12 protein-coding genes are annotated in these 22,177 nt (G+C 55.2%); 6 read left to right on the top strand and 6 right to left on the bottom strand.

The annotated features are described in order from the left end of the window. Positions 1-18 precede the first annotated feature (18 nt). From LARV_RS14340 to LARV_RS14325, 4 genes are all read right to left on the bottom strand, one after another. A complete protein-coding gene (locus tag LARV_RS14340; protein WP_075074276.1) occupies positions 19-1,260 on the bottom strand; it encodes a HEAT repeat domain-containing protein in 1,242 nt (413 codons plus the stop codon). Positions 1,261-1,275: 15 nt separating this feature from the next. After that, positions 1,276-2,364 (bottom strand): M50 family metallopeptidase, encoded by a 1,089-nt coding sequence (locus tag LARV_RS14335; protein WP_075074275.1) that lies wholly within the window; start codon positions 2,362-2,364, stop codon positions 1,276-1,278. A 90-nt stretch (positions 2,365-2,454) separates the two neighbouring features. Beyond that, the gene (gene mvaD, locus LARV_RS14330) at positions 2,455-3,444 is read right to left on the bottom strand and encodes a diphosphomevalonate decarboxylase (protein WP_075074274.1); all 990 of its coding nucleotides are present in this window, start codon (positions 3,442-3,444) and stop codon (positions 2,455-2,457) included. A gap of 231 nt (positions 3,445-3,675) precedes the next feature. After that, the gene (locus tag LARV_RS14325) at positions 3,676-4,992 is read right to left on the bottom strand and encodes a hypothetical protein (RefSeq protein ID WP_152031807.1); all 1,317 of its coding nucleotides are present in this window, start codon (positions 4,990-4,992) and stop codon (positions 3,676-3,678) included. A gap of 265 nt (positions 4,993-5,257) precedes the next feature. Between LARV_RS14325 and LARV_RS14320 the strand changes: the two genes are divergently transcribed. The 6 genes from LARV_RS14320 (at position 5,258) to LARV_RS14295 (ending at position 12,382) form a co-directional block, all read left to right on the top strand. Continuing rightward, entirely contained in the window at positions 5,258-6,589 is a 1,332-nt protein-coding gene (locus tag LARV_RS14320) for an MFS transporter (protein WP_075074272.1), read from the top strand. A 142-nt stretch (positions 6,590-6,731) separates the two neighbouring features. Beyond that, the gene (locus LARV_RS14315; RefSeq protein WP_075074271.1) at positions 6,732-7,769 is read left to right on the top strand and encodes a GNAT family N-acetyltransferase; all 1,038 of its coding nucleotides are present in this window, start codon (positions 6,732-6,734) and stop codon (positions 7,767-7,769) included. A gap of 154 nt (positions 7,770-7,923) precedes the next feature. Continuing rightward, on the top strand, positions 7,924-8,868 hold the full coding sequence (locus LARV_RS14310) for a hypothetical protein (protein WP_075074270.1): 945 nt from the start codon (positions 7,924-7,926) through the stop codon (positions 8,866-8,868). Further along, on the top strand, positions 8,865-10,343 hold the full coding sequence (locus LARV_RS14305; RefSeq protein ID WP_075074269.1) for a prenyltransferase/squalene oxidase repeat-containing protein: 1,479 nt from the start codon (positions 8,865-8,867) through the stop codon (positions 10,341-10,343). The genes LARV_RS14310 and LARV_RS14305 overlap by 4 nt, the downstream gene beginning before the upstream one ends. A gap of 1 nt (position 10,344) precedes the next feature. Continuing rightward, positions 10,345-12,012 (top strand): sensor histidine kinase, encoded by a 1,668-nt coding sequence (locus LARV_RS14300; RefSeq protein ID WP_075074268.1) that lies wholly within the window; start codon positions 10,345-10,347, stop codon positions 12,010-12,012. Between the two features lie 13 nt (positions 12,013-12,025). After that, entirely contained in the window at positions 12,026-12,382 is a 357-nt protein-coding gene (locus LARV_RS14295) for a response regulator (RefSeq protein ID WP_075074267.1), read from the top strand. A 112-nt stretch (positions 12,383-12,494) separates the two neighbouring features. Here LARV_RS14295 and LARV_RS14290 read toward each other — a convergent pair whose 3' ends face one another. Then, entirely contained in the window at positions 12,495-17,432 is a 4,938-nt protein-coding gene (locus LARV_RS14290; RefSeq protein WP_075074266.1) for an Ig-like domain-containing protein, read from the bottom strand. Positions 17,433-18,928: 1,496 nt separating this feature from the next. Beyond that, positions 18,929-21,883: a S8 family peptidase gene (locus LARV_RS14285; RefSeq protein WP_075074265.1), complete on the bottom strand. Its 2,955-nt coding sequence runs from the start codon at positions 21,881-21,883 to the stop codon at positions 18,929-18,931. Positions 21,884-22,177 lie beyond the last annotated feature (294 nt).

Here is a 22,177-nt window from a genome sequence, read left to right as displayed (position 1 = left end):
CCCCCCCTATGATGAGGCTCAATCCTCTTCTTCGTCACCGGCGCCGCGATCGAAATCTTCGCCATCCTCGAGTTCGTCTTCCTCTTCCCCGACGGCAGCTTCACCCTCATCCTGGATTCGGTTCCATTCGAAGTCCTCGTCTTCATCGAGGGCTTCGTCCCCTTCGGAGATTTCATCCCCTTCAAGGGCTTCGTCTCCTTCGGGAATACCATCCCCTTCGAGGGCTTCATCCTCAACGACAACTTCTTCATCCCCATCCGGAGAAGGACGGACGATGTGAAATGTGCTGGGTCGGGCAGGCGAAGCATCGAAAAGGTCGAAATCTCCTTCGCCCTGTTTGAATTCGAGATTGTCGATTGCGCTCTGGATGAACTCGGCTTCTTCATCGTCTTCAGCTCGCGCCAGCAATTTATTGAGGATCACGCCGACCTGATCGCCGCCGATCTGCGAAAGCGACCAGGAAATTGCGCCGCGCATATCCGAGTCGTCGATGCCGGATTTGGCCATGCGCAGCAAAGGAACACGCGCGTCTTCCAGTTCGAGCATACCGGCAGCCCGTATGGCTTCCAGTTGCACATCTCGTTCCGGGTGGTCGATCATTTTCAGAACGTGGGAGCCCCAGATTTCATCCGTGGAACGGCCCATGGCGAACAAGGCGCTGGCCATCCACTGAAAATCGCCCGACTCGAAAGCCGTCTGGAGGTGATGTGAAATTTCGTCCCGGCTGGAATAACCCAGCGATTCCAGCGCGCGCCGGCGCACCAGCTTGGTTTCGCTGCTCTCGACGACCTGAAGCAGGGCGTCCTCGATGGCATGGTGCAATTCACTCGAGATTTCTTCCAATTCGCCAAGGTAGACAAACTGCCCGAGCAACGAGGCCGCTTGGGCGCGAACGATTTCATCCGGGTCCTTTTCGAGCAGGAATTGGTAGACCGGAATTAAATCTCGACCCTGATAATCCCACAGCAAACGCAAAGCGCCAGCGCGGACCGGGGCGTGAGAATCGGTGATGGCGATTCGCGCGATGCCCTCGAAGGAGGTCAGCGTGTCCGAATCGTACAACTCTTCGAGATCCTCGACCAGCGCCGCCCGGCGTTGCTCGGGTACTTTTTCCCACACGGCCTGGAGAGCTTTCAGATCCTCCGGAGACGGGTCCGAAAACCGGTGCAGATAAACGGCCGGAAAGACCTGGTTTTCGTCAACCAGGGCGTCCAGAATTTGTTGAAATGAATCGGTCTTTTTAGGTAGAGCGTCAACCATACAGTTCCTTTACGACTAGGGTAAAGCAATCGGATTGAGAATATCCTGGGTGGTAATCACCACCATCAGGACCAACAGCAGGATGAACCCGATCATATTGACCGTGTTCTCATATTTGACCGGGATGCGTTTGCGGAAGAGCAATTCCGGCAGGACGAACAGAATGCGCCCGCCATCCAGCGCCGGGAAGGGCAGCAAATTGGTGATGCCCAGCGCGACCGAGATATTCGCCAGCAGCCAGAGGGTATTCACGGTTGCGACCGGGGAGGAAGAACCGGTGTTTTCCTGATCGAGTTGGCGAGACTGCGCATAGATATCGTACATCCCCAGGGGACCGACCAGGCGAGCCTGGCTGGCGCTCACCGTGCCTTTGATCAGTTGGATGGGCAGCGAGATCAACTGCTTGCTCTGATACCAGGCCATATTGGCCCCGAGCGCGGCGGCTTCGATGGGTGTGCCGTTTTTGTAGGGCACATCCAGGGTCACGCCCAGGGGGCCCTGATCGGTGGGGTGGTCTTTCCGCGGCGTGGCGGTCACTATAATTTGCTGGTCGCCGCGCTGGAGTACGAAGGTTACTTGCTGATCCAGCTTGGACTGTATCAGGCTCTGCAATTCCGAAGCGTTGCCAACCGGCTGACCATCCACGCTGACGAAAATATCTCCCGGCTGCATGCCGGCTGTTTGGGCGGGCGTGTCCGCGGTCACGGAGGAGACGAGCACTTTGCTCATATCCGGCACGCCGACGCGCGCGTAGATCACGGTGAAGAGGATGATGGCGGTCAGGATATTCATGGCCGGTCCGCCTAACAACACGAGCAGGCGTTTGATGGGAGCGGCATTTGCCAGTCCGCCGGGAACGCTCGGGTCGTTTTCACCTTTGGGACGGACGAACGCGCCAAAGGGAATCCAGTTCAGGGTAAAGTCCGTCTCGCCAATGCGAAACAAGCGCACCAGGCGGGGTGGAAAACCAAAACCGAATTCCTCGACCTGGATCTTGAAGATCTTGGAGACCAGGAAATGTCCGAGTTCATGTAAGAAAATCAGAACCCCAAGCGATAGAATGAACTCGAGGATTCGAAGGAGTGTCGAACCAATAGCATCCATTGCTGTAAACCTCAGCAGTGTGAATTTGTCTAAAAACTCTCTACATTATAACTTGTTTGAGAATGGACGTCGAAATAGATGAGGGATCTCTCATTCTTCGGCGCCGGACGCCAGGCGGGCCGGACCGCCCACCGGCGCCACCAGCACGCTCTTCACACCGGGGAACGCGTTCAGCCGTTCCTGAACAGCAGCCGAATCTTGCGCCGGACTGATGATATGCACGTTCGGGCCGGCGTCCAGCGTGTAGGCGGCATTCAACCCTTCCTGCCGCCAGACCGGGATGGATTTCATCAGCGCGATCGAAGCCGGTTCCCAGTAGAACAGCGCCGGTTGGGATGTCATCATGACGGCGTGCATCAGGTTGCTGTCCTGTTCGATGATGCGGGTCAGGGCGGAGAAATCGCGGTTTAGAATTGCGTCCCGGCAGATCTCGATTCGTCGCAGCGTGTCAGCCACCCGGGCGGCCTGCAGTGGACTGGTGCCGGCCAGCGCGTGCCCTTCCGTCGAACCGACCGGTTTATTGACCGCGCGCACGATGGCCACGTGATCCACCAGCGCCCAATGCTGGGGCGGCGCGATGCGGACGGCGTACGAATCGGCGTCTCCGCTGCCGGTCTTCCATTCGACAAAGCCGCCCGGCACCGAGCGACAGGCCGAACCGGAACCCGTCCGCGCCAGGCGCGACAGGCCGGCTTCATCCAGGTTCAGGCCGATGGCATGCGAAGCCGCCAGGCTGAGTGCGGCGAAGGCCGCGGCCGAGGAGGCAATGCCCGCCCCGGTCGGAAAGTTGTTGTTGCTGCTGACGTGAGCGCGCCATGTCTGGCCGGCCATGCCCCGAACGCGGTCCAGAAAACTCACCACGCGCTCCAACCCGGCGCCGTAGACCGGCTGGAGGTTGATGACCAGCGTATCGATGCTGAATTCGGGCGAAAACTCGATCGTCGTGCGCGTTTCCAACCCGCCCAGATTCATCGAGATCGAACCGTTGGCGGGCAGGCGGAGCAGGGAATCGCGGTTGCCCCAGTATTTGATGAATGCGATGTTCGGATGCGCGATGGCTGTGGCCTGTGAAGATGACATTCTGTGCCCACCTTGTCGTTGTTCTCGATAGAAAGTGTACCATGCGTGTCAAGGGGTCAGCGGCTGCAATGAAATGGAGTGATGAACGGGTTGCAAAAATTGCAAAGATGACGAAAATTATCACAGGAATAAAAATATGCAGGCCGGTAAGTGGTGGGCATGGATATTTTGAAAGCAGGGATATGATCGGAGGCCAGGAAAGAAGTGTCGCACGGTCAGAGACCGTGATCATCAAAGATCGGTTATCACTTCAACATCTGGCGAGAATGCCCTCGTAACCGATTTACTGTGATTAATCGAATTGTAAATGGAAAGTGGAATTATCAAAAAAATTATAAAAGTGATATTTATGCTGAGGAACTCGGGTGTGTTCAGAAATTCCAGAAAGCGTTCCAATATTTCGTTCCAAGAAAAACTGAATTGTTGTCCTAGAATTACTTCTCCCACGCTGCCAAGGAATATTCCCAAATAGATCGATAATTCGGTAATAATAAGGCTGGCTAGCATACTGAAATTGGTCCATTTAGTTAATGCCTTTACGATTACATTGTTGACTAGCATGAATACCAAGAAGACAGAGAATGCGCTCCATAAAGCAAAGCCCAATTTTTGCACAAACGCAATAAGCATTCCGCCGCCAATGGCACATAGGAGACCAGTCATACAGCCATTAATGATACCGATTTTCAGATTAGTTGGTTGTTTTTCGTATTCAGCTTTCTTCCGTTTGCCAATTTCAGTGATCTGCGAAATGCAATCTGAACACATCAAGTAAGGAATCATATTGATAAAAACAAGGTGGAGGGGTTCTTTCAATCCCTTCTTGCATTCTAATCCCTCACATTTTTCCATGCCTGGTTTCAAATATCGGGCCATCAGCGACAAAAAATCCTTGATAACTTGAGCGCGCTGAGAAGTTGTTCTTTTTCTAATGTCCGGGATAAATAGGACTGTCATGGTAGAGGAAATTTCGAATTCATCCTTTGCGATCTTTAATTTCTTCTGAAATTGAATAAGATCCTCAGATTTATTCACGGATTTAATCTGCTCTTCAATCATTGACGCATGTTGAATCCCGACAAATACACCCGGTAGAATTGTGTTTCGATAATTCTTAAGGCCTGGGAAAATAATCACGAGTAAATTAAAAAAATGTCCAACTAGGCGAAATCGTAAAGCCGGATCGATATTTGGATTGGCGTAAAAATTGAAACCAAGGGTATTTGCGAGATTCCTCCAGTTCTCCAAGTTATCAAATCTCTTCTTTGTTTCTTTGCCAATTTTGTATTTCCTGTTGCCGAGGGGAGAGATAAATTCATCATCCACGCGTAAATATACTTCGTTTGAAAAAACGCCCGGTATGATTCCAATTTCAACCTGGTGACCGGGAATTTCCAGAGTTTGGTAATGTTCAATCGTCTTTAGGATGCTTTTTTGGAAAATTGTTTTCCCATCAAATTGGAGTCTGTAATGATGGGATAAGCTAAAATTGAGAATTACTTGGTGGGAAATGTTATCGAGGGTAAATTGCCATGTGCGGTTAAGCATATTGATGAGCATGCCTCTGCGTTGACACATTTATGATGCTGCGTGGGAGTTATTATACTCATGATTTATCATGAATTATTTGCTGAATATGAATCCGCGTTGAATTTAGATACAAGGTTACTGGATAACAAAGAAGAATGGATATATCCTAATTAACGGTTTCGTTAGTCAGTTCCTCATGAACATCGGCAGGATCATCGCAGGGATATAATGGAACGATCTTTTCCAAAATCAATCTTTTGAGTCAACCAGGAACTCTGCATCGATGACCGAAGACTCTCAAACCGTGCGCCGCTCGTTTCCGACCGGGTGGGTGAACATTGCCTACGGCAGCCTGACCCTGGGCAGTTCGTTATTATGGGGCGTCATGAGCGGTTGGCTGATGTATTTCTACCTGCCGCCGGCCGGTAAGGGCTCCGCGATGGTCCCGCTGGCGCTTTTCAGCGGAGTTCAATTCGTATCCCGGGCAATCAACCTGTTGGCGCCGCTGCCGATCGGTTACCTTTCGGACCAGACACGCACGCGTTGGGGCAGGCGTTTGCCGTATGTGCTGGTAGCTTCTCTCCTTCTGCCCGGCCTGTTTCTTTTATTATGGGTTCCACCGGTTGCCCACGAATCGGGCTGGAACCTGGTTTACGTCGGTTTGATCCTGCTGCTGTTCAACCTGGCCTACAGCTTCCGCCAGATTCCGCTCGAGGCGCTGCTGCCCGAGATCGCGCCGAAAAACGAACAGCGCGTGAGCATTTCGGCCTGGCAGTCGGGCTTTCAAATGCTGGGGGTCGTCCTGACCGGGTTCGTGGGTTCGTTCATCGAGCAGGTCGGGTATGCCGGCATGGCGGCGCTCTACGCCGGGTTTGCGATCCTCTGCTCGGTCCTCCCGTTCCTGGTCCTGCGGGAACAACCGAATACACACGTTCCCACTGAGGACCGTTTGGATTTCTGGAAGAGCACCAGGATCACGCTGAAGAACAGGCCTTTCCAGGTCTTCCTGATTTCCTGGGGACTGTTCTGGTTTGCCTCTACGCTCATGATCGAGGTCATCCCGTACATCGTGACGGAATTATGCGGGCAGCCCGAAGCCAACGCGATGTATTTCTACCTGCCGCCGGTGATCGTTTCGGTGTTTTGTTATCCGCTTGTCACTTGGCTCAGTCAACGCAAGGGCAAGAAGCTGGTTTTTTCGATTTCGCTGCTGGCCAGCGGGCTGATTCTTCCGCTGCTGGCGTTGATTGGAGATGGGCTTCCGGTTCCGCTGCTGGCGCAAGGTATCCTGTGGATGACGCTTGTGGCGGTCGCGATGACCGGCGCGCAGGTGCTGCCGGCAGCGATCACCGCCGATGTCACCGATTTCGACCAGAAAATGACCGGGCAGCGGCGCGAAGGTTCGTATTACGCAATGTGGGGGGTATTCGACCAACTCTGCAGCGGATTGGCTGTGTCGCTGCTCCCGCTGCTGCTTTTGTTCGGACGCAGCCAGTTGGATCCGCACGGGCCGTTGGGCGTCCGCCTGGTGGGAATCGTGGGCGGCGGGCTGCTGATCGGAGCGTTCCTGATTTTTCGGAAATTCCCGGTTCTGGAGGGGAACGAAAAGGATTAACCGGGCGATTACAGAAGGGATATGGTCAGAAATGGGATCCAGTCAAATTGAAATCACTCTACAATTTTGATAAGACTTCCCTGGCGCCTTCCGATTACAATCCTTATGTTACTCCTATAAATAATCATACACATTCAATATCGTGAAACCAGACGTCCGCATCGTAACGAGCATTGCAGAGGTAGACCGAGGAGAGTGGGATCGGTTAAGCGCCGATCGCCCATTTGCCAGTTACAACTGGTATCAATTCGGCGAGTCTGTGCTGGCGCCCGCTCCCAGATGGTACGTCCTGGTGTACGATGCCGGTGAGCTGATTGCGCGCGCCACGTTTTGGCTGTCGCGCCAGGAACAGTTGCCGCTTTCATCGGCTGCTGAACGCCTGACTGCCAGCCTGTTTTTCCGTTTCCGGCCGTTGCTGTTATGCCGCTCGCCGCTGGCGGACTGGTCAGGCCTGATCCTGCCGCAGGACAGCCGCCGCGCTGAAGCGCTGCGGTTGATCTCGATGGCGATCGTCGAGCTTGCGGCGAAGCAAAGGGTCAGTTTCACCGCCTTTGATTACCTGGATCTGCCCGCCATGCATGAAGACTGGCAAGGCTTGAGTTTCCTCAGGGTGGATATTGACGACCCCGGCACCTGCCTGACGTTTGGGCAGTCCAATTTCGCCGAATACCTGCATGGCCTGCCGAAGTCAGCCTACAAGGATTATCGCCGGCACAGGAATCAGGCGGCCGCGCGCAGGATCGAAGTTACGGTTCAAGACCGGGTATCCGATCTGGAAGAGGCGTTGGCGCTCGTCCGGGCCGTCGAAAAACGGCACCAGTCCATGCCCAAGCCCTGGGCGCGAGCGCTGCTCGAACAGGCTTCTGGAGGTAACACAGCCTGGCTGTCGGCGCGCCAGGATGGGCGGCTGGTGGGGTGCGGTTTGATTCTCAACGACAACCGGGTGCACCTGGCCACTCTGTTGGGCCTGGATTACCGGGTGGAATACGTATATTTCCAGTTGATGTACGCGGCCATCGAGAACGCGATTGCGCATCAGGCGCGGGCGCTGCGCGGGGGCAGCGGCGCTTATCCATTTAAGGAACACCTCGGCTTTACCCTTGAAGATAACAATCACCTGACATTTTCCAGCCAAGGGCCCATTCTCCAACGCCTGGGGCTTATGCTGGGCCGTCCATAATATCATTCAAAAAGACGCATGAAGGATCATATGATCATCAGGATTCCGCAATCGATACGCACTCTTGATCCGGTAGGGATTTTCCACTCCATGACCCCGCATTATCTACGAAAATTCGACCAGATTTGGGAGCGAATGGGGGAAGGGGGAACCCGTGAACATTGATCAACTGACCTTCGAGAATTTGCCTGTGGAAGAAGCCGCTCGCCTGGTCGAATCCGGGGGACCGTTGGTAGGTGTCTTCCCGATCAACGGTACGCGGCGCTGGTATCTTTTGAAGGTGATGGACGGCCAGTTCGATGCGGACGGTGATTCGTATCTGCATGTCATGGAGCAGCAGCACATCGCCATGTACCGGCTGTTCTTCGATCATGGCGTGCACACCCTGCTGACTCCGATTTTTGGAGCCGACCTGTTGGAACGCGGGGATGACTATATCCAGATGGCCGTTCATGGAATTTCGCGGTTGGTGACAGAACCGCATTTCCTGCAATTCTATGAGGATTATCAGGTCCGAGTCCGCTTTTACGGCGATTGCCGGCGTAACCTGGCGAACACACCGTATGCGTACCTGATCGAACAATTCGAACAAATCGCCGAGAAGACCCGATCTCACGATCGCAACCGTTTGTTCTTCGGCATGTTCGCGAATGACCCCAGCGAACAAATCGCTGAATACAGCGTGCGGTATTACCAGGAACACCGGTGCGCGCCCGACCGGCGCACGCTGGTGCAGATGTATTATGGCGAATACGTCGATCCGGTCAGTTTTTTCATCGGCTTTGACCGGCTGAGCGCGTTCGATATGCCGTTACTCGCGACCGGTAATGAAGATCTCTATTTCACGGTCAGTCCATCCCTGGACCTCACGGCGCGCCAGCTCCGCCAGATTCTGTACGATCACCTGTTCACCCGTAAAACTCCGGAGCCAGATTATGAAACCCTTTCCCCAGATGATCTGGCCTGGATGCAGAGCTTTTATGCCGCCAATCACGAACGCACCCTGGGATTGGGCGAGTTAATGGGCGGAATCTGGTACCCGATCCCCGAAGAAGCCTGGCCTTCTGACACCACACCCAATCCTGGAGAACATCGATGAACGACTTCACAGCTCTTCTCGAAAGCGCAGACCATGGTCATATGACCAGCACGGTTTACGACACCGCCTGGATCGCCCGACTGGGCGAACTGGATTACGATATCAGCAACTGCGCGCTCGAATGGATCAACGAACACCAGCTTGAAGATGGCAGTTGGGGAACTTCCGAACTTTACAATTACTATGACAGGGTCGTCTGCACGCTTTCGGCAATGATCGCGCTCACTTATCGTGGACGCCGGGCGCTCGACCGCAAACAGATCGATAAGGGATTGATCGCGCTGGAGAATATTTCCAATCAGGCTGAGAATCAGATGACGAGCGACCCGAATGGGGCAACGGTCGGGTTCGAGCTGATCGTGCCGACCTTAATTAGCGAAGCCGAGAACTTGAAAATCATCTCGCACCAGGGCGACCGGATCCTCGGGCGGTTGCAGAAGAAAAGAGCTCGCAAGCTCTCGGCGATGGGCGGCGCAAAGGTTAACCGATATATCTCGGCGGCCTTCTCGGCTGAAATGGCCGGGACGGATATGCAGGAAGTGCTGGACCTGGCAAATCTGAAGGAAGCCAATGGTTCCGTTGGCCACAGTCCTTCGGCGACGGCTTATCTGGCAAAATACGTTCAGGCGGACTCTGGGGTTTTGGAATACCTGCGCGGTGTGATCACCCCGGACGGAGGGGCGCCGAATGTGGCTCCATTCGATGTGTTCGAGCGGGGTTGGGTGCTCTGGAATCTGGCTCTCGCGGGACTCGATACCCCGGAAATCCTTCATCTGTGCCAGCCGCAGCTCGATTTTCTTGAAAAAGCCTGGAAACCGGGCCGGGGAATCGGCTGGGCGGCGGGCTACACTCCCAAGGATGGCGACGATTCCGGCCTGGTGTGCGAGGTGTTGGCGCGATTTGGGCGTCCCGCGGACGTCGAGGCCCTGCTGTCTTATGAACAGGAAAGGTGGTTCCGTTGTTTCGAGCACGAAGCCAACCCTTCGGTCAGCGCCAATATTCACATTCTGGGCGCTCTGCGGCACGCCGGATTTGCTGCGGATCACCCGGCCGTCATGAAGATCCTGCAATTCCTGGCGGAGACCCGCAACGCGTCGGGATACTGGGAAGATAAGTGGCACGTTTCTCCGTACTATGCGTCGGCGCATGCCGTGGTCGCCTGCGCCGGTTATGCGCCTGAGCTGGTCAAACCCACGGTGGCCTGGCTGTTGAAGACTCAGCGTCCGGATGGCGCGTGGGGGTTCTGTATTCCAACCGCGGAAGAGACGGCTTATTCGATGCAGGCGTTGTGTGTCTGGCGAAGACATGATGCGGAAGCCGTCAGAGAGGCATTGAAACGAGGCGCTGATTGGTTAAGAGAGCATCAAGATCCACCTTACCCGGCGCTGTGGATCGGCAAGTGCTTGTACTTGCCGGAACTTGTCGTCCGTTCTGCAATATCGAGTGCGTTAGAAATGGAGAAGAAGGGGGAATAATATGTCCTTCCTGAACCAGATCCTCACGGTTCCGGTCACTGACCCGGATGGAGCTCGACGGCGAAAGTTATTGAACATTTTGCTGTTGGGCGTTTCGACTTTATGCATCATAACCCTGATCGTCGTGCTGTCGATTTATCATCTGAGCCAGGAAACCAGCGCCATGGTCTATGGCAGCCTGGCCATGCTGCTGGGAACTGTGTTAATCTACCTGATCAACCGATCACCGAACTCAGGGTATATTGCCAGCCACCTGTTCCTGGTTCTGGTGACTGTTGTCATGGCCTTAAGCGACAGCCCGGAGCAGGTTGCCACCGGTCGAACACTCTTTTCTTTTTCCTTCCCGATCATCATGGCAAGCATGCTGGTGGGGGCGAGGGCCAGTTTCGCCTATGCAGCGCTATGCGACGCGATCATCATCGGGATCGCGTTCCGGTTGAGGATAGATCCGAACCTGCCGGCCGTGTTGGGTTTTCTGTTGATTGCCCTGATCGCGTGGTTGTCGGCGCGCAGCCTCGAACAGGTGTTGACCGAACTGCGCTTGATGAACCGGGAATTGGATAAACGCGTTGCACAGCAGACGCTCGACCTGACCAAGGCGCTGACCCGCGAGCGCGAAGAGGCGGGGCGCATTCACGCCATCCTGGAAGGTATCGCAGACGGCGTTCTGGTGTTCGACAATCAGGATCAGATCATCGTCGCCAATGCCGCGCTCGGGCGATATTTGGGTACCCGACCGGAAGAAATGATCGGCAAACATTTTACCGATCTCAGCCGACTTTCTGAATTATCCCCGGCGAGCAATCAAGATGTCACTAATTTATTCGACAATCCCGACCAATACAAGTCGAATGTTCGAATCCAGTGGGGAAAATTCACTTTTTCGTTGAATGCGTCCCGGGTGATCGACAACAATGGAGAACACATTGGTAAGGTAGCCGTATTCCGCGACTTTACGCACGAGGCGGAAGTCGAGAACCTGAAGGGCATATTCCTGGCGATGGTTTCACATGAGCTTCGAACACCACTCAACGCCATTCAGGGATATAGTGAGATGTTGAAGGAGCATGCTTTTGGCGCGCTGACTGAAAAACAAAACAACATCGTAACCCGGATCATGAACAGCACCAAGCGTTTACTCGGGCTTGTGAATGACCTGCTCGATCAGGCTCAGATCGAAGCCGGAAAAATGAAACTGGTCGAGCGGCAATTTCAAGTTCAGGACCTGGTGGAAGGTTTGCGTGGGGTGATGGACCCGATCGTAAAAGATAAGGGTCTGACTTTGTCGATTGAGGTTGGTGAGGGCCTGCCCGCGACGCTGTATGGGGATCCGAACCGGCTACAGCAAATTCTGGTCAATCTGGTCACAAATTCAATCAAATTTACGGAAACCGGAGGAATCTGGATCCGGTTGTTTACTCCCGATCCGGCACACTGGGTGATCGAAGTCAAAGACACTGGGATCGGGATTGCCCCGGACCAGCAAGGCCGGATCTTCGACCCGTTTGGCCAGATCGAAGACCTGACCACCCGCCAGCACGGTGGGATTGGCCTGGGATTGACGATCGTCAAGAACCTGGTGACGCTGATGGCCGGGGAAATTCACCTGACCAGCCAACCGGGACACGGGACATTATTCACCATTATTCTGCCCATCAAGCAAGCGTAGAAAGGTTACTCACATGGAATCCTTACAACAGGCACTGATCATCGAAGACGATGAAGACCTCGCGATCATTTTTACCGAAGCGCTGCGCCTGGCCGGCTTCGATACGAAAACCATTCGCGATGGGCAGGTGGCCATGGATGAGCTGGACGTGTGTCAGCCGATTGTGATCGTTCTGGATCTGCACCTGCCGCACGTAAGCGGTCTGGAGATTCTGGCAAAGATTCGCGCTGACGACCGCCTGAAGAACACCAAGGTGATCATTGCGACTGCCGATCCACGGATGAGCGATCTGGCAGAGGACGCCGATTTCGTGCTCATCAAGCCGATCAGTTTTGCCCAACTGCGCGATTTGAGCGCCCGTCTGCGCTGATTCGTCGGGTTTTTATCCGAATGTAGCAAAGTTTATCGATTACGAAACATAAAATGGGTGAGCGTTGGTCTGCTCACCCATTTTGTTTGTTACTTCCTGTTCTTTCCCGGAATTATCTTCCGATCATGGGAAGATAAAGAGTGTATTCGGTGTGCCCCAAAACGGTCACATCATCGGCGATTCCAGGATGGAATTTGTAATTGCGGATGCGGATGCGCGATCCATCGCCGTCTTCCGAAGCCAGCCCGACCACCTGCACGCGATCGAAGACCAGAATGTCGTCGAAGGTACCGTTATATCCATCCAGGAACACCCGGACCGGACCGGTACCATCATTGACGATGATCGTATCATTGCTGATCTTCTGGATCACCACACCGGTGACGGTTACCAGCCAGCCTTCCGAGGCTTCGGCTGAAGCCGTGTGTGTGCTGAGCGCCGCTGGTGCCGGATCGGTATGGGTGGAATCGATCACCTGGACCATTTCGGCCTCGAAGAATTGAATTTCCGTATCTCCGTTGTAGGTATCGATGGTGCCGATGACGCGCACGTGCGTACCCCGGGTGAATGCGGTTGGATCGATATCGCCGGCGGGAGCGTGGACTGTGATGCCACCCGTCGCATCCTGTACATAAAGCACGTTGAAGAACTCGCCGTACGCAGCAGTGATATTGCCTTCGACCCAGACCAGACGATTCAAGTTATCGGGTTGATCCTCGATCGTCTGGGTGCGTGCCTCAGCAATGGTCGACTTTTGCAGCGGTGTTCCCAGCAGCCACATGATGGACTGCAGGTTGAACAGCTCATTCTGCTTGCCATCGCCTGCCGTGTAAGCGAAGATGGTGAAGGGATCGTTGCTGTCGCCGTAGAGCATGATGCGCCCGGCGCCGTTTTGAAGCTGGGTCACTGCTGCACCCGGAAGCGGGATCGCGTTAGCCGGTTTGGTGGCCGGCGATACCCAGGTCGGGTTATAGATATAGGCGTCGTTAGCGCCGTCGGCGCTGGTGTTGCTGGTGTGGAAGGGGTTCTTCCAGGAATCAGCAGTATAACCCTCATCCAGGTCGCCCTGCATCACGATCTGAACGCCCGGAGTGTCAGCGGTGAGCGGGTCATTAACGCTGCGACCGCGGATCGAGTTGAGGCTCCACGTGGAAACATTTTCGACGTTCACACCAATGCCAGTGGTATCGGCGGATGGGAAATCCTGCCAGATCACGCCGAATGGGTAGCCATTGTTGGTGTTGCCATCGATCACTTCGTCGTCGTTCATGCGCATGTTGATCGTTTGCCCGGTCGCGCTTTCGATGCGATCGAGGATGGCATTCTCTCGGTTGGCAACGGTATCTGCCCAGGGTACTTTGCCAGTGTAATCCGCCAGACCACACAGCAGCAGGTTCCCGCCGGCATTGACGAAATTGGCGATGGATTCAAGTTCCGCTGCAGTGTAGGCGGTTTGCGGGGCGGTGATGACCAACAGCTTGACGACGTCCGGGTTGAGATCGCTGGCAGTCAATTCATCCAGATTCTTGAGGACGTTGAATTGATGGGCCGAAAGGTCGTCGATGAAGGGGCCCATGTCGCGGCCTGAAGCGTTGACGTTGCCGTGGCCCGCATCGATCAGGATCAAGGGCAGGTGCTCATCGGTCACGGTCAGGTTTAGGGAGGCGCTGTTATCGTCGGGATTGTCGCCCGCGGGAGCATTTCCAATTTCAGCCGTTACGGTCACATCACCAATTTCTGTGGGCTGCCAGCTGAAGTTGACATAACCATCCCCATTGGCCGGCACGGTGACTTCCACGGCCGAACCCAACGCTACACCATTGACTTTGATGACGACGTTCACAGTCCGGCTGGAATCCACGCGGTTGGTGACGCGGGCAGTCAGCAGCGATGGGCTGTAAACTGTGGGAATGGTGGGTTGGATGACGACATCGGAGATCGCGATATCTTCGGTTCCGAGAGTCCAAACTGGAGAGGTGACGATGCGGTCGCCATCGGCCTGGGTGACTTTGACGTAGAAATAGTGGACACCCGTGCTGACATTCACCACCGGCTGCCAGGTGAAATTGCCCTGCGCGGGTTGGGTCGAGTCGACCACTTTACCCTGGTCGGTGATGATTTGGACCGACGCGGTGGCTTCATTGTCCGGATCCGAACCATTGATATCGAATTGAATCCTGCCCGAGTTGGCGATTTCAGAGCCCATCCAGGCCCCGTTTGCCTTCATGGTTAAATTGAAATTCTTATCTTCAGTGGCGAATGTGCGGCGTTGATTCAAGGCATCCAACAGGGCTGCCTTGGTCAATTCGGTCATGAGCACGCCGGTGCGGTGATCGGTATTCACGCCCCAGTTGGGCGAGTGGGTATCCGCGTTATTGGTGGCGCCCAATTTCCAGCCGTAATCCAGCGAGCGGATGTATTCGTTTTCAGAGAAGACATAGGACGTGCTGCTGCCATTTCCAACTTCTTCCAGGCGGGCGATCCCGGAGAGTTCAGGATGGTAGCGCCAGTCGTTGAAGTTGATCCAACCCGGGTGGTTGAACTGCATGACCATGCCCGCCTCATCCAGGGCCGTCGTTGTGCTGGCGACCAGCCATGGGTAAAACCCTGTTACGGTTTGGCCGGCTTCCAGGTTGGGAGTGTAGTCGCAATAGGTGCAGCCGGCTACGCTGGTGCGAGTGGCATGCCGCTCCGAGTTCCACACATTGATGTGGCCTTCGGCGCCCTGGGTGTATTCAAAACCGCGCAAACCCACGAAGTCAGATGTAGTGGCATCATTGACCGCCTGCAGCGTGTTTGCCCATTCGGTATCATCGATCGCGTACGAATGGTCGCTGATGGCCATGAAATCGAACCCGGCGGCCTTTCCTGCAGCCAATGCCTGGGTCGGGGTGCCCGAACCATCCGAATAGCTGGTGTGGTTGTGCAGATCGCCAAAATATACCTGCATGGGCGGTTCGACCGAGGTCATGAAGGTCCAGCTATCGTCGTCTCCGAGGGTATTTCCGGCGAGGTCGGCGGTATTCCCGGTGACCCTGAAGGTGTATTCCGTGGTCGGAAGCAGGTTTGTCTCAGGAGCCAGCGTTACGGTGTGGGCGATGGGATCATAGCTCAAATTCGCCGCTACCTGACCGTAGGAATCCGTCAGCACGAAATGGCTCGTATTCAACGAGCTGGCATGCAGCTCCTCGCTGAAGGTGACGACGATCTTGGTGCTTAATGGAACATTGGTTGCGTCAGGCGCTGGAGAACGATCGCTGATGGTGGGCGAGGTGCTGTCCAATTCACCCGTGGTGAAGCTCCAGACGACCGGATTGGCCAGCGTAACCCCCAGACTATCCCTGACAGCCGTGCTGATGGTGGCTGTGTAGGTAGAGGTTGGGGATAGGGCTGCGTTCGGCGTAAATGAAGCGGTGTACGTGGACGGATCGTAGGTAACCGTACCACTTACCGGGGCATCCGTCGAATCCCTGAGGCTGAAACTGGTCGAGTCGAGGCTGGATGGATCCATGGCCTTGTTGAACACAGCGCTCAGTGGCTTATAAGGACTGACATCCGTCACCGCATCGGCCGGGATAGTGCTTATTACGGCTGGAGCGCTCATGTCGATGATGTCGCTCTGATAGCGGGGATAAATCTGAGCAGATTCGCTGGTCGAAGTCTTGTAATAACTGCTGTATCCAATCACCCGTAATTGTTGGCCGGATGTGAATTTGGTCAGGTCAAGTCCCGCAAATTTGTAAGCATAGACGATCACCGGGCCGGAGCCATCATCGAGTGTGATCGAGAAATTCGCTGAAGGTGGGTTTGTGGGTGTTCCGGTCCAGGTCGCTGTGCCCGTGACACTGATCAGCTTGCCCTGAGTGCTGACCACAGAACCTGTGGCGATTGGGGTCGGGTCTGGAACACTTCCGGAATCGATCCAGGTCACGCTGGTGGTCGGGTCGGTTTCGAGCATTCCGTTGTAATTCTTGATTGTTCCACTTACTTTAACCACGTCCCCCAAAGTAAGTGCAGGCAGGGTCAGGCTGCCGGAGAAAATGTACATACCGCCCGTGGCATCTTGAATGGTGAATCCATTCGAGCGGAAAATTCCCGGTGGGGTGGTTACATTACCCTGGATCGTACCGGTCCAACCCGCGCCGGCCGCGCGCGCCTCGGCGATGGGCGTGATCGCGTCCGGATCATTGATGGTGGTGAAGTTCCAGGTGTAATCGGCCGCCATGGGCTCGTTCGTGTCCGGATCCGTCACGCTGCTGCCGGTGACCGTGACCGAGCAAACCTGGCTGTACGGCAGGTTATTGGTCGGGTCGAGGGTGTAGGCAGCGCCGCTACCGCTGAATGCAAAAGGCTGAGATGTACCATCGCAAGCAAGCGCGAAGGCCGCATCCGAGGTGCTGACATCCTTGTTGAAGGTGATGCTGATATTGGTATTCACCGCCACTTTGGTGGCATTGATCGCCGGAACGACTCCGGTGACCGAGGGCGCCAGATCGACGACCGTGAAGCTCCAGGAGTAATCGGCTGCCATCGGAGCAATGGGTTCGTCCAGATCGGTCACGCCACTGCCGGTAACCGTGACGGTGCAGGTCTGGCTGTACGGTAAATCAGCGTTGGGGTCAAGGGTGTAGGTAGCCCCGCTGCCGCTGAACGTGAAGGGTTGGTCCGCACCGCCGCAGTTGATCGTGAAAGCGGCCGCAGTGGTCGTGACATCTTCACTGAAGGTTACCGTGATACTATCCCCTTCGGGCACATTTCCCAAATTATTAGCCGGGGTTGTGCTCGAAACGATGGGCGCGCTGTCTGCCGGACCGGAGGCTACTGGAGCCAACGCCACACCGCGGAAGGCGGTGTTAGCGGCAGCGGTTGCCAGAAGGGTCGGTGTGGAGCTGCTGAATGCAGCGTTATATCCACCGCCGTCCACCAGAGAGACCAGTTCACCGCCGCCTATGGCTGCATTTCCACCCTTGCGGGTTGCATATAACGTGACAGTGGTGCCGTTGACAATGCCGGTCAGACCGCGATAAAAATCTGAACCAATCCCGGCCACGCCATTTTGAGTCCAATTGCCAGAGACAAGGGAGTATTTAAGAATACCTCCTGTGCTAGACGTGTCATCCGCGATATATAGCGTGTCAACCCCAGCGACTCCTGCATCCAAATCTGCAAAGAAGAAACCATATGGACTTCCTGCGCTCGTTGATATGCCTGGAAGGTTGGTTGTCGTCGTGGGTGATCCAGTGGGAATACCTATTCCGACACTGGCCATACGAAAACCACTCGCCCCTGAGGAAATATACAATTGCCCGTCAAACACATTTATCTGACGGATATTTCCCGGCGCAGAGCTGATTTGAGTCGAAGCAGAAGTAGTACCAAGGGTTGTATAACGCGTCCCACCTGCACCGCCTGCAAACCAAAGGTCCGTTCCGTTCGTGCTGATTGCGCTGCGTGGTGTATTTCCAGAGGCAAAATCTGGCAACGCAGTAGTCGTGTCGATGTTGCCATTTCCATCCACCCGTCCGATTACCCGGTTGACTGCTGTGCCAGTAGTGCCTGAAAGAGAAGAGGTATATGTGCTGGCATATCCAGTTAATAAGATATATTGACCATCCATCGATCGAGTGATCAAACCTTCAGAGGTGGCTGTACCGCTGGCAACCAAAGCTCGATTGGCGCCATCCGCAACCGTTGGCATCACAATGGACTGAATTAATGTTCCATTCGGTTGATACTCATCCAGAAACACGGGATTCCCCGTGTTAACCAATGCGTCTGTGCCATTGCCAACCCGGTAAACCACGATATTCCCGGTAGTAAAGGCAGCTCTTAAGGGCGCTGCAGCATTCGAATGGTTACTGGCAGCATAGGTGGTTCCGATAGGCCCTGTCATGAACGACAGGAGCATGGCCAATAGAACGGCCAGATTCAGGATCCTCGATCGTTTCCCTTGCATTGTTCATTCTCCTCTTCATCGTAAATGGGGTTGCGATAAGACCGACGTTAACGGATGGAGCAGAGCGTTCGCTGCTGCGTTGAATTCAGGAACCAGCATCCTGAATCAATCATGGGAGTTGTAAATAAGTGCCTGATACCAATAGGAGTAAGATCGATCTGATCTGTTGGACGATAAAAGACTTCTACTTTACCGATTGTAAATACGGCTTCCCCAGGAAGCGATGTGGACGGACGGTCTGGTGAGTCTTGTAGGGTTTCCGATCATTGCAGGTATCTGAAATATCCCCTTGGATGCTTCCGGGAAATTTCTTCGAGATGTGTCGAAAAATATTCGCAGTCTTTCATATGAGATTCCCCATAAGAAAACTGCGACTGTTTGTAAATTACAATGCCATTCTTACTAACATTGGTCAACCAAGAATAGCCTAACCGTTTCGTTTTGTCAATTCAAATTTCGGATCGATTTTTACAATTAATTGCTTTTAGGGTAAATCGGACCATCTCATCCATCCAGCACACTGGGCCGGTGCAAACAGCGGGCTCTGCAGTTTTCTGCAGAGCCCGCAACAAGCCAGGTAAAGATCAGGTTTACGGATCGACGCGCACGATCGTTGGATTCGGCATACCGGCCGCGCCGCTGTAAGCGATGCTGCCCAGGTATTTAACGCCGGGCGTTAATCCGCTGAAGGTCAGGTTGATGGTTCCGGTCGCGCCGGTGGTGGCCGTCGAGGGGGCCGAAACGGTCATATTGCCGGCCGCGGTTGAACCCAACAGCCAGTAGAACAGGGTAAACGTCGACGGGTTGCCGGTTGCGTAGCCATCCACGACCACGGTGTATGTGGCTGCGGTCGGGTTTAACAGGTTGACTTCCTCAGAGGATGTCCCGCCGCCGCTCGAACCCACCAGGGTGCTGCCACGATATACATACAGATCCAGGTCGCTCGCCGGGCTGACATTGGCGTCGAACAGCGAGAAGCGCGCATAAGTAACGCCGGCCGGGATGACCACGGTGTAACCTCGCGATTCGCCGGTATAGATCTCATCGTCGCCGGTTACGGCCGGGATCAGACCACGGGCAGTGGCTGTGAACGGTCCCGTGTAGCCAAACGTGACACCATAGCTGCCGGATACCTGCACGGGTGCAGCCAGCGCCACCGGTTTGATAACGACCGGGACGCGCACCACATGACCCTTGTCGCCGGTCCAGGTAATGTAACCGCCCACGTAAGCATTAAGAGCCGCGCCTGCCGTCGTGAAGGTCACATCGAAATCCTGGCTCGCGCCCGGATTGATGGTGAAGCTGCTGATCGAGGGCGCAACTGTGATGCCGGCCAGGCCCGAATAGGAGAACGTGTAGGTCTCCTTGCCGCCGACGTTGGTTACGGTGCGGGTCACGGTCTGGACACCGGCCAGATCACCGATGGCGATGGATGCAGTGTTGAAATTGCTTGGATCGATGACATCGATGCCCATGTTGGCGCAGAAGTAGGTTGGCAACTGTGTGCCGCACAGGAAGCCGAACCAATCGTTCCAGCCTGAGTTGTAAACCAGGCCCGGGTCGGCTGCGCTGTTGGGCCGAACGTGGCCGGCGCCCTGGCGGAAGATGACCAACGGATGGGTATTCGGGCCGTCGAGGATGTCATAAGCCGAGGTCATCAGAGCCGATTTGATCATCATCGGCGTCCAATCCGGGTGGAGATCCATGAGCAGAGCGGCCAGACCGGCTACATGCGGGCTGGACATGGAAGTGCCGCTGTAGAGATTGAAGTCCAAACCAGGACCGCTGGCCGGTGAAACCGCCGCCAGGATATCCTGTCCGGGAGCGATCACGTCCGGTTTGAGCAAATCCCCATTACCGGCAATGAGCGGGCCGCGCGATGAGAAGGATGCCGTATAGGGCGCGGGGGCAGTGTAGGAAATGGTCGCCTGGTTGATGGTCGCCGTGGCGCCCGGTGTGGCGGCATAGGCTTTGATGGCCAGACCACTGGCCCGGTCGACATGCACGGTTGGGACGGAATGGAAATCGGCATTGAGGGTGCTATCGGGATCGTTGTACAGCACCAACCCAATTCCGCCGGCTTCCAGGACGGCCAGGCTCTTGTTGACGCGGGCCGTCACCCCGCGCTGGCAGATGACAATTTTTCCGGCAACCTTGGCCGGGTCGAGCACATTTCCGCCATCCAGGCTCGAGTAGCACAAAGCTACCTGGGTCGGATCAGCGCCCGGAAGCCCGGCTGCGACGGAATCGATCAGAGGAGCGGGGCCAACGGCAGCCGCAGCCAAAGAAACGCCCGTGTAGGTTGCGCCGTTGCCAAGGGTCACTGAGCCCGTGACGACGCGGTTATGCGTGCCGGCCGCGACGGTCGTAATCCATGGGCTGGGATGCGCCACCGTGGAGGTGGTGGGGCCGCTGTTGCCCGCGGAAGCCGCGACAAAGATGCCGGCGTCCGCCGCATACAGGAAGGCAATCTCCACCGGATCGCGGAAATTCGTCTGTGTGCCGCTGATGGAGTAATTGATGACATCCACGCCGTCTGCCACAGCCTGGTCGATGGCTGCCACCAGGTCGGAGGTCGATCCGCTGGCCGTGGAGGCGTCCTGCGTCGACCACAGAGCTTTGTACATGGCGATGCGGGCATGCGGAGCGATGCCGCTGATCGTTCCGAAAACCGCCGCCGGACCGGTTACCACTACGCCGTTATTGCCGCCAGCGGTCGAAGAGGTATGGGTACCGTGGCCGTTATAATCGCGTACGGAGTTGAACTCCCACGGGCGCTGCGCGTCAATACCGGCATCGCCGCCCCAGGATGCGTTGAAATACTGGGCGCCGATCAATTTCTGGTTGCACAGCGAGGCGTTGAATTCTTCTCCGGGTACGCATTTGCCGTGCCAGCCGGGAATTTGTTGGTAATCCAGCTTGCCGTCCTGAGTCTCATTCCCGTTCAGGCCGGTGCGGTCCGAGAAGGATGCGCTTTCAGGCCAGATGCCCGAATCGATGAGGCCGATGATGATGCCATCCCCGGCGCTGCCCACGCCTCCCAGTTGATCCCAAAGCCCGCCAACGGCATCGAGACCGAGGAAGGTTGGCGTCGAGGATGTGTCGACATCAAAAATCTCATCCGCGCTCACCGAAAGCACGCCGGCGACGGATTCCATTTTGATGGCCTGCTCGGGTGTAAGTTGAGCGGCAAAGCCGTTGAACGAATAAGTATAGTCATATAACTTTTGGCCGCCGCCGACTGCGTTCAATGCGGCGTCATGTCGCCCATTCAGGTAGCCGACGTACTTCACAACGACATCGCTGAACGGGTCGATCTTTTGGTTGTGTTCGGGTTTGGTGGCTTTGTAACCCTGAATTCCACCCTCGTAGGCCACAACCGGTTCGTCGGCCATGCGAACGACGTACACCCCGTCGCCGGTTTTTGCAACGGAATTTCCATGACCGGCATTTTCAGCAAATGCCTGGCTCGTGCCGCTAAAAGCGAATGCAAAGGCAAGCATCAAAATCGTTGCGATCTTTAGAACGCGAATTCCCTTGTTCATTTTTTCTCCTATTGGCTTTGTTAATGGGACCGATTTGTTCTTTGAAAACCAATTGGCGACTTTGGGTTATCTCCACCTCCGTTGGATTGGAAAAAGGGGTTGGGATGTTTCGTTGGGAAAAGAAAAAACCGACTGAAATCAGCCGGTTTCGCTATTGGCTCCACGTTGACCTCTCCCCCCTCAGGGTGCTAAGCGACCAAATTCAGTCAACGCTTCATCGCCGAAAAAATATTGGATATTTTCGATCGATCTCGACAGACGAAATGGAATGGCATGACCAACCATTTCAGTCCA

This window comes from Longilinea arvoryzae, assembly GCF_001050235.1.
GTDB classification, from domain to species: Bacteria; Chloroflexota; Anaerolineae; order Anaerolineales; family Anaerolineaceae; genus Longilinea; species Longilinea arvoryzae.
This window is presented reverse-complemented; position numbering and strand designations above follow the sequence as displayed.

Bases quoted from the DNA above. Each gene is read 5' to 3' on its own strand.
- LARV_RS14305 (WP_075074269.1), top strand. From the start codon at position 8,865: ATGAACGACTTCACAGCTCTTCTCGAAAGCGCAGACCATGGTCATATG.
- mvaD (WP_075074274.1), bottom strand. From the start codon at position 3,444: ATGTCATCTTCACAGGCCACAGCCATCGCGCATCCGAACATCGCATTC.
- LARV_RS14320 (WP_075074272.1), top strand. From the start codon at position 5,258: ATGACCGAAGACTCTCAAACCGTGCGCCGCTCGTTTCCGACCGGGTGG.
- LARV_RS14335 (WP_075074275.1), bottom strand. From the start codon at position 2,364: ATGGATGCTATTGGTTCGACACTCCTTCGAATCCTCGAGTTCATTCTA.
- LARV_RS14325 (WP_152031807.1), bottom strand. From the start codon at position 4,992: ATGCTTAACCGCACATGGCAATTTACCCTCGATAACATTTCCCACCAA.
- LARV_RS14285 (WP_075074265.1), bottom strand. From the start codon at position 21,883: ATGAACAAGGGAATTCGCGTTCTAAAGATCGCAACGATTTTGATGCTT.
- LARV_RS14300 (WP_075074268.1), top strand. From the start codon at position 10,345: ATGTCCTTCCTGAACCAGATCCTCACGGTTCCGGTCACTGACCCGGAT.
- LARV_RS14340 (WP_075074276.1), bottom strand. From the start codon at position 1,260: ATGGTTGACGCTCTACCTAAAAAGACCGATTCATTTCAACAAATTCTG.
- LARV_RS14295 (WP_075074267.1), top strand. From the start codon at position 12,026: ATGGAATCCTTACAACAGGCACTGATCATCGAAGACGATGAAGACCTC.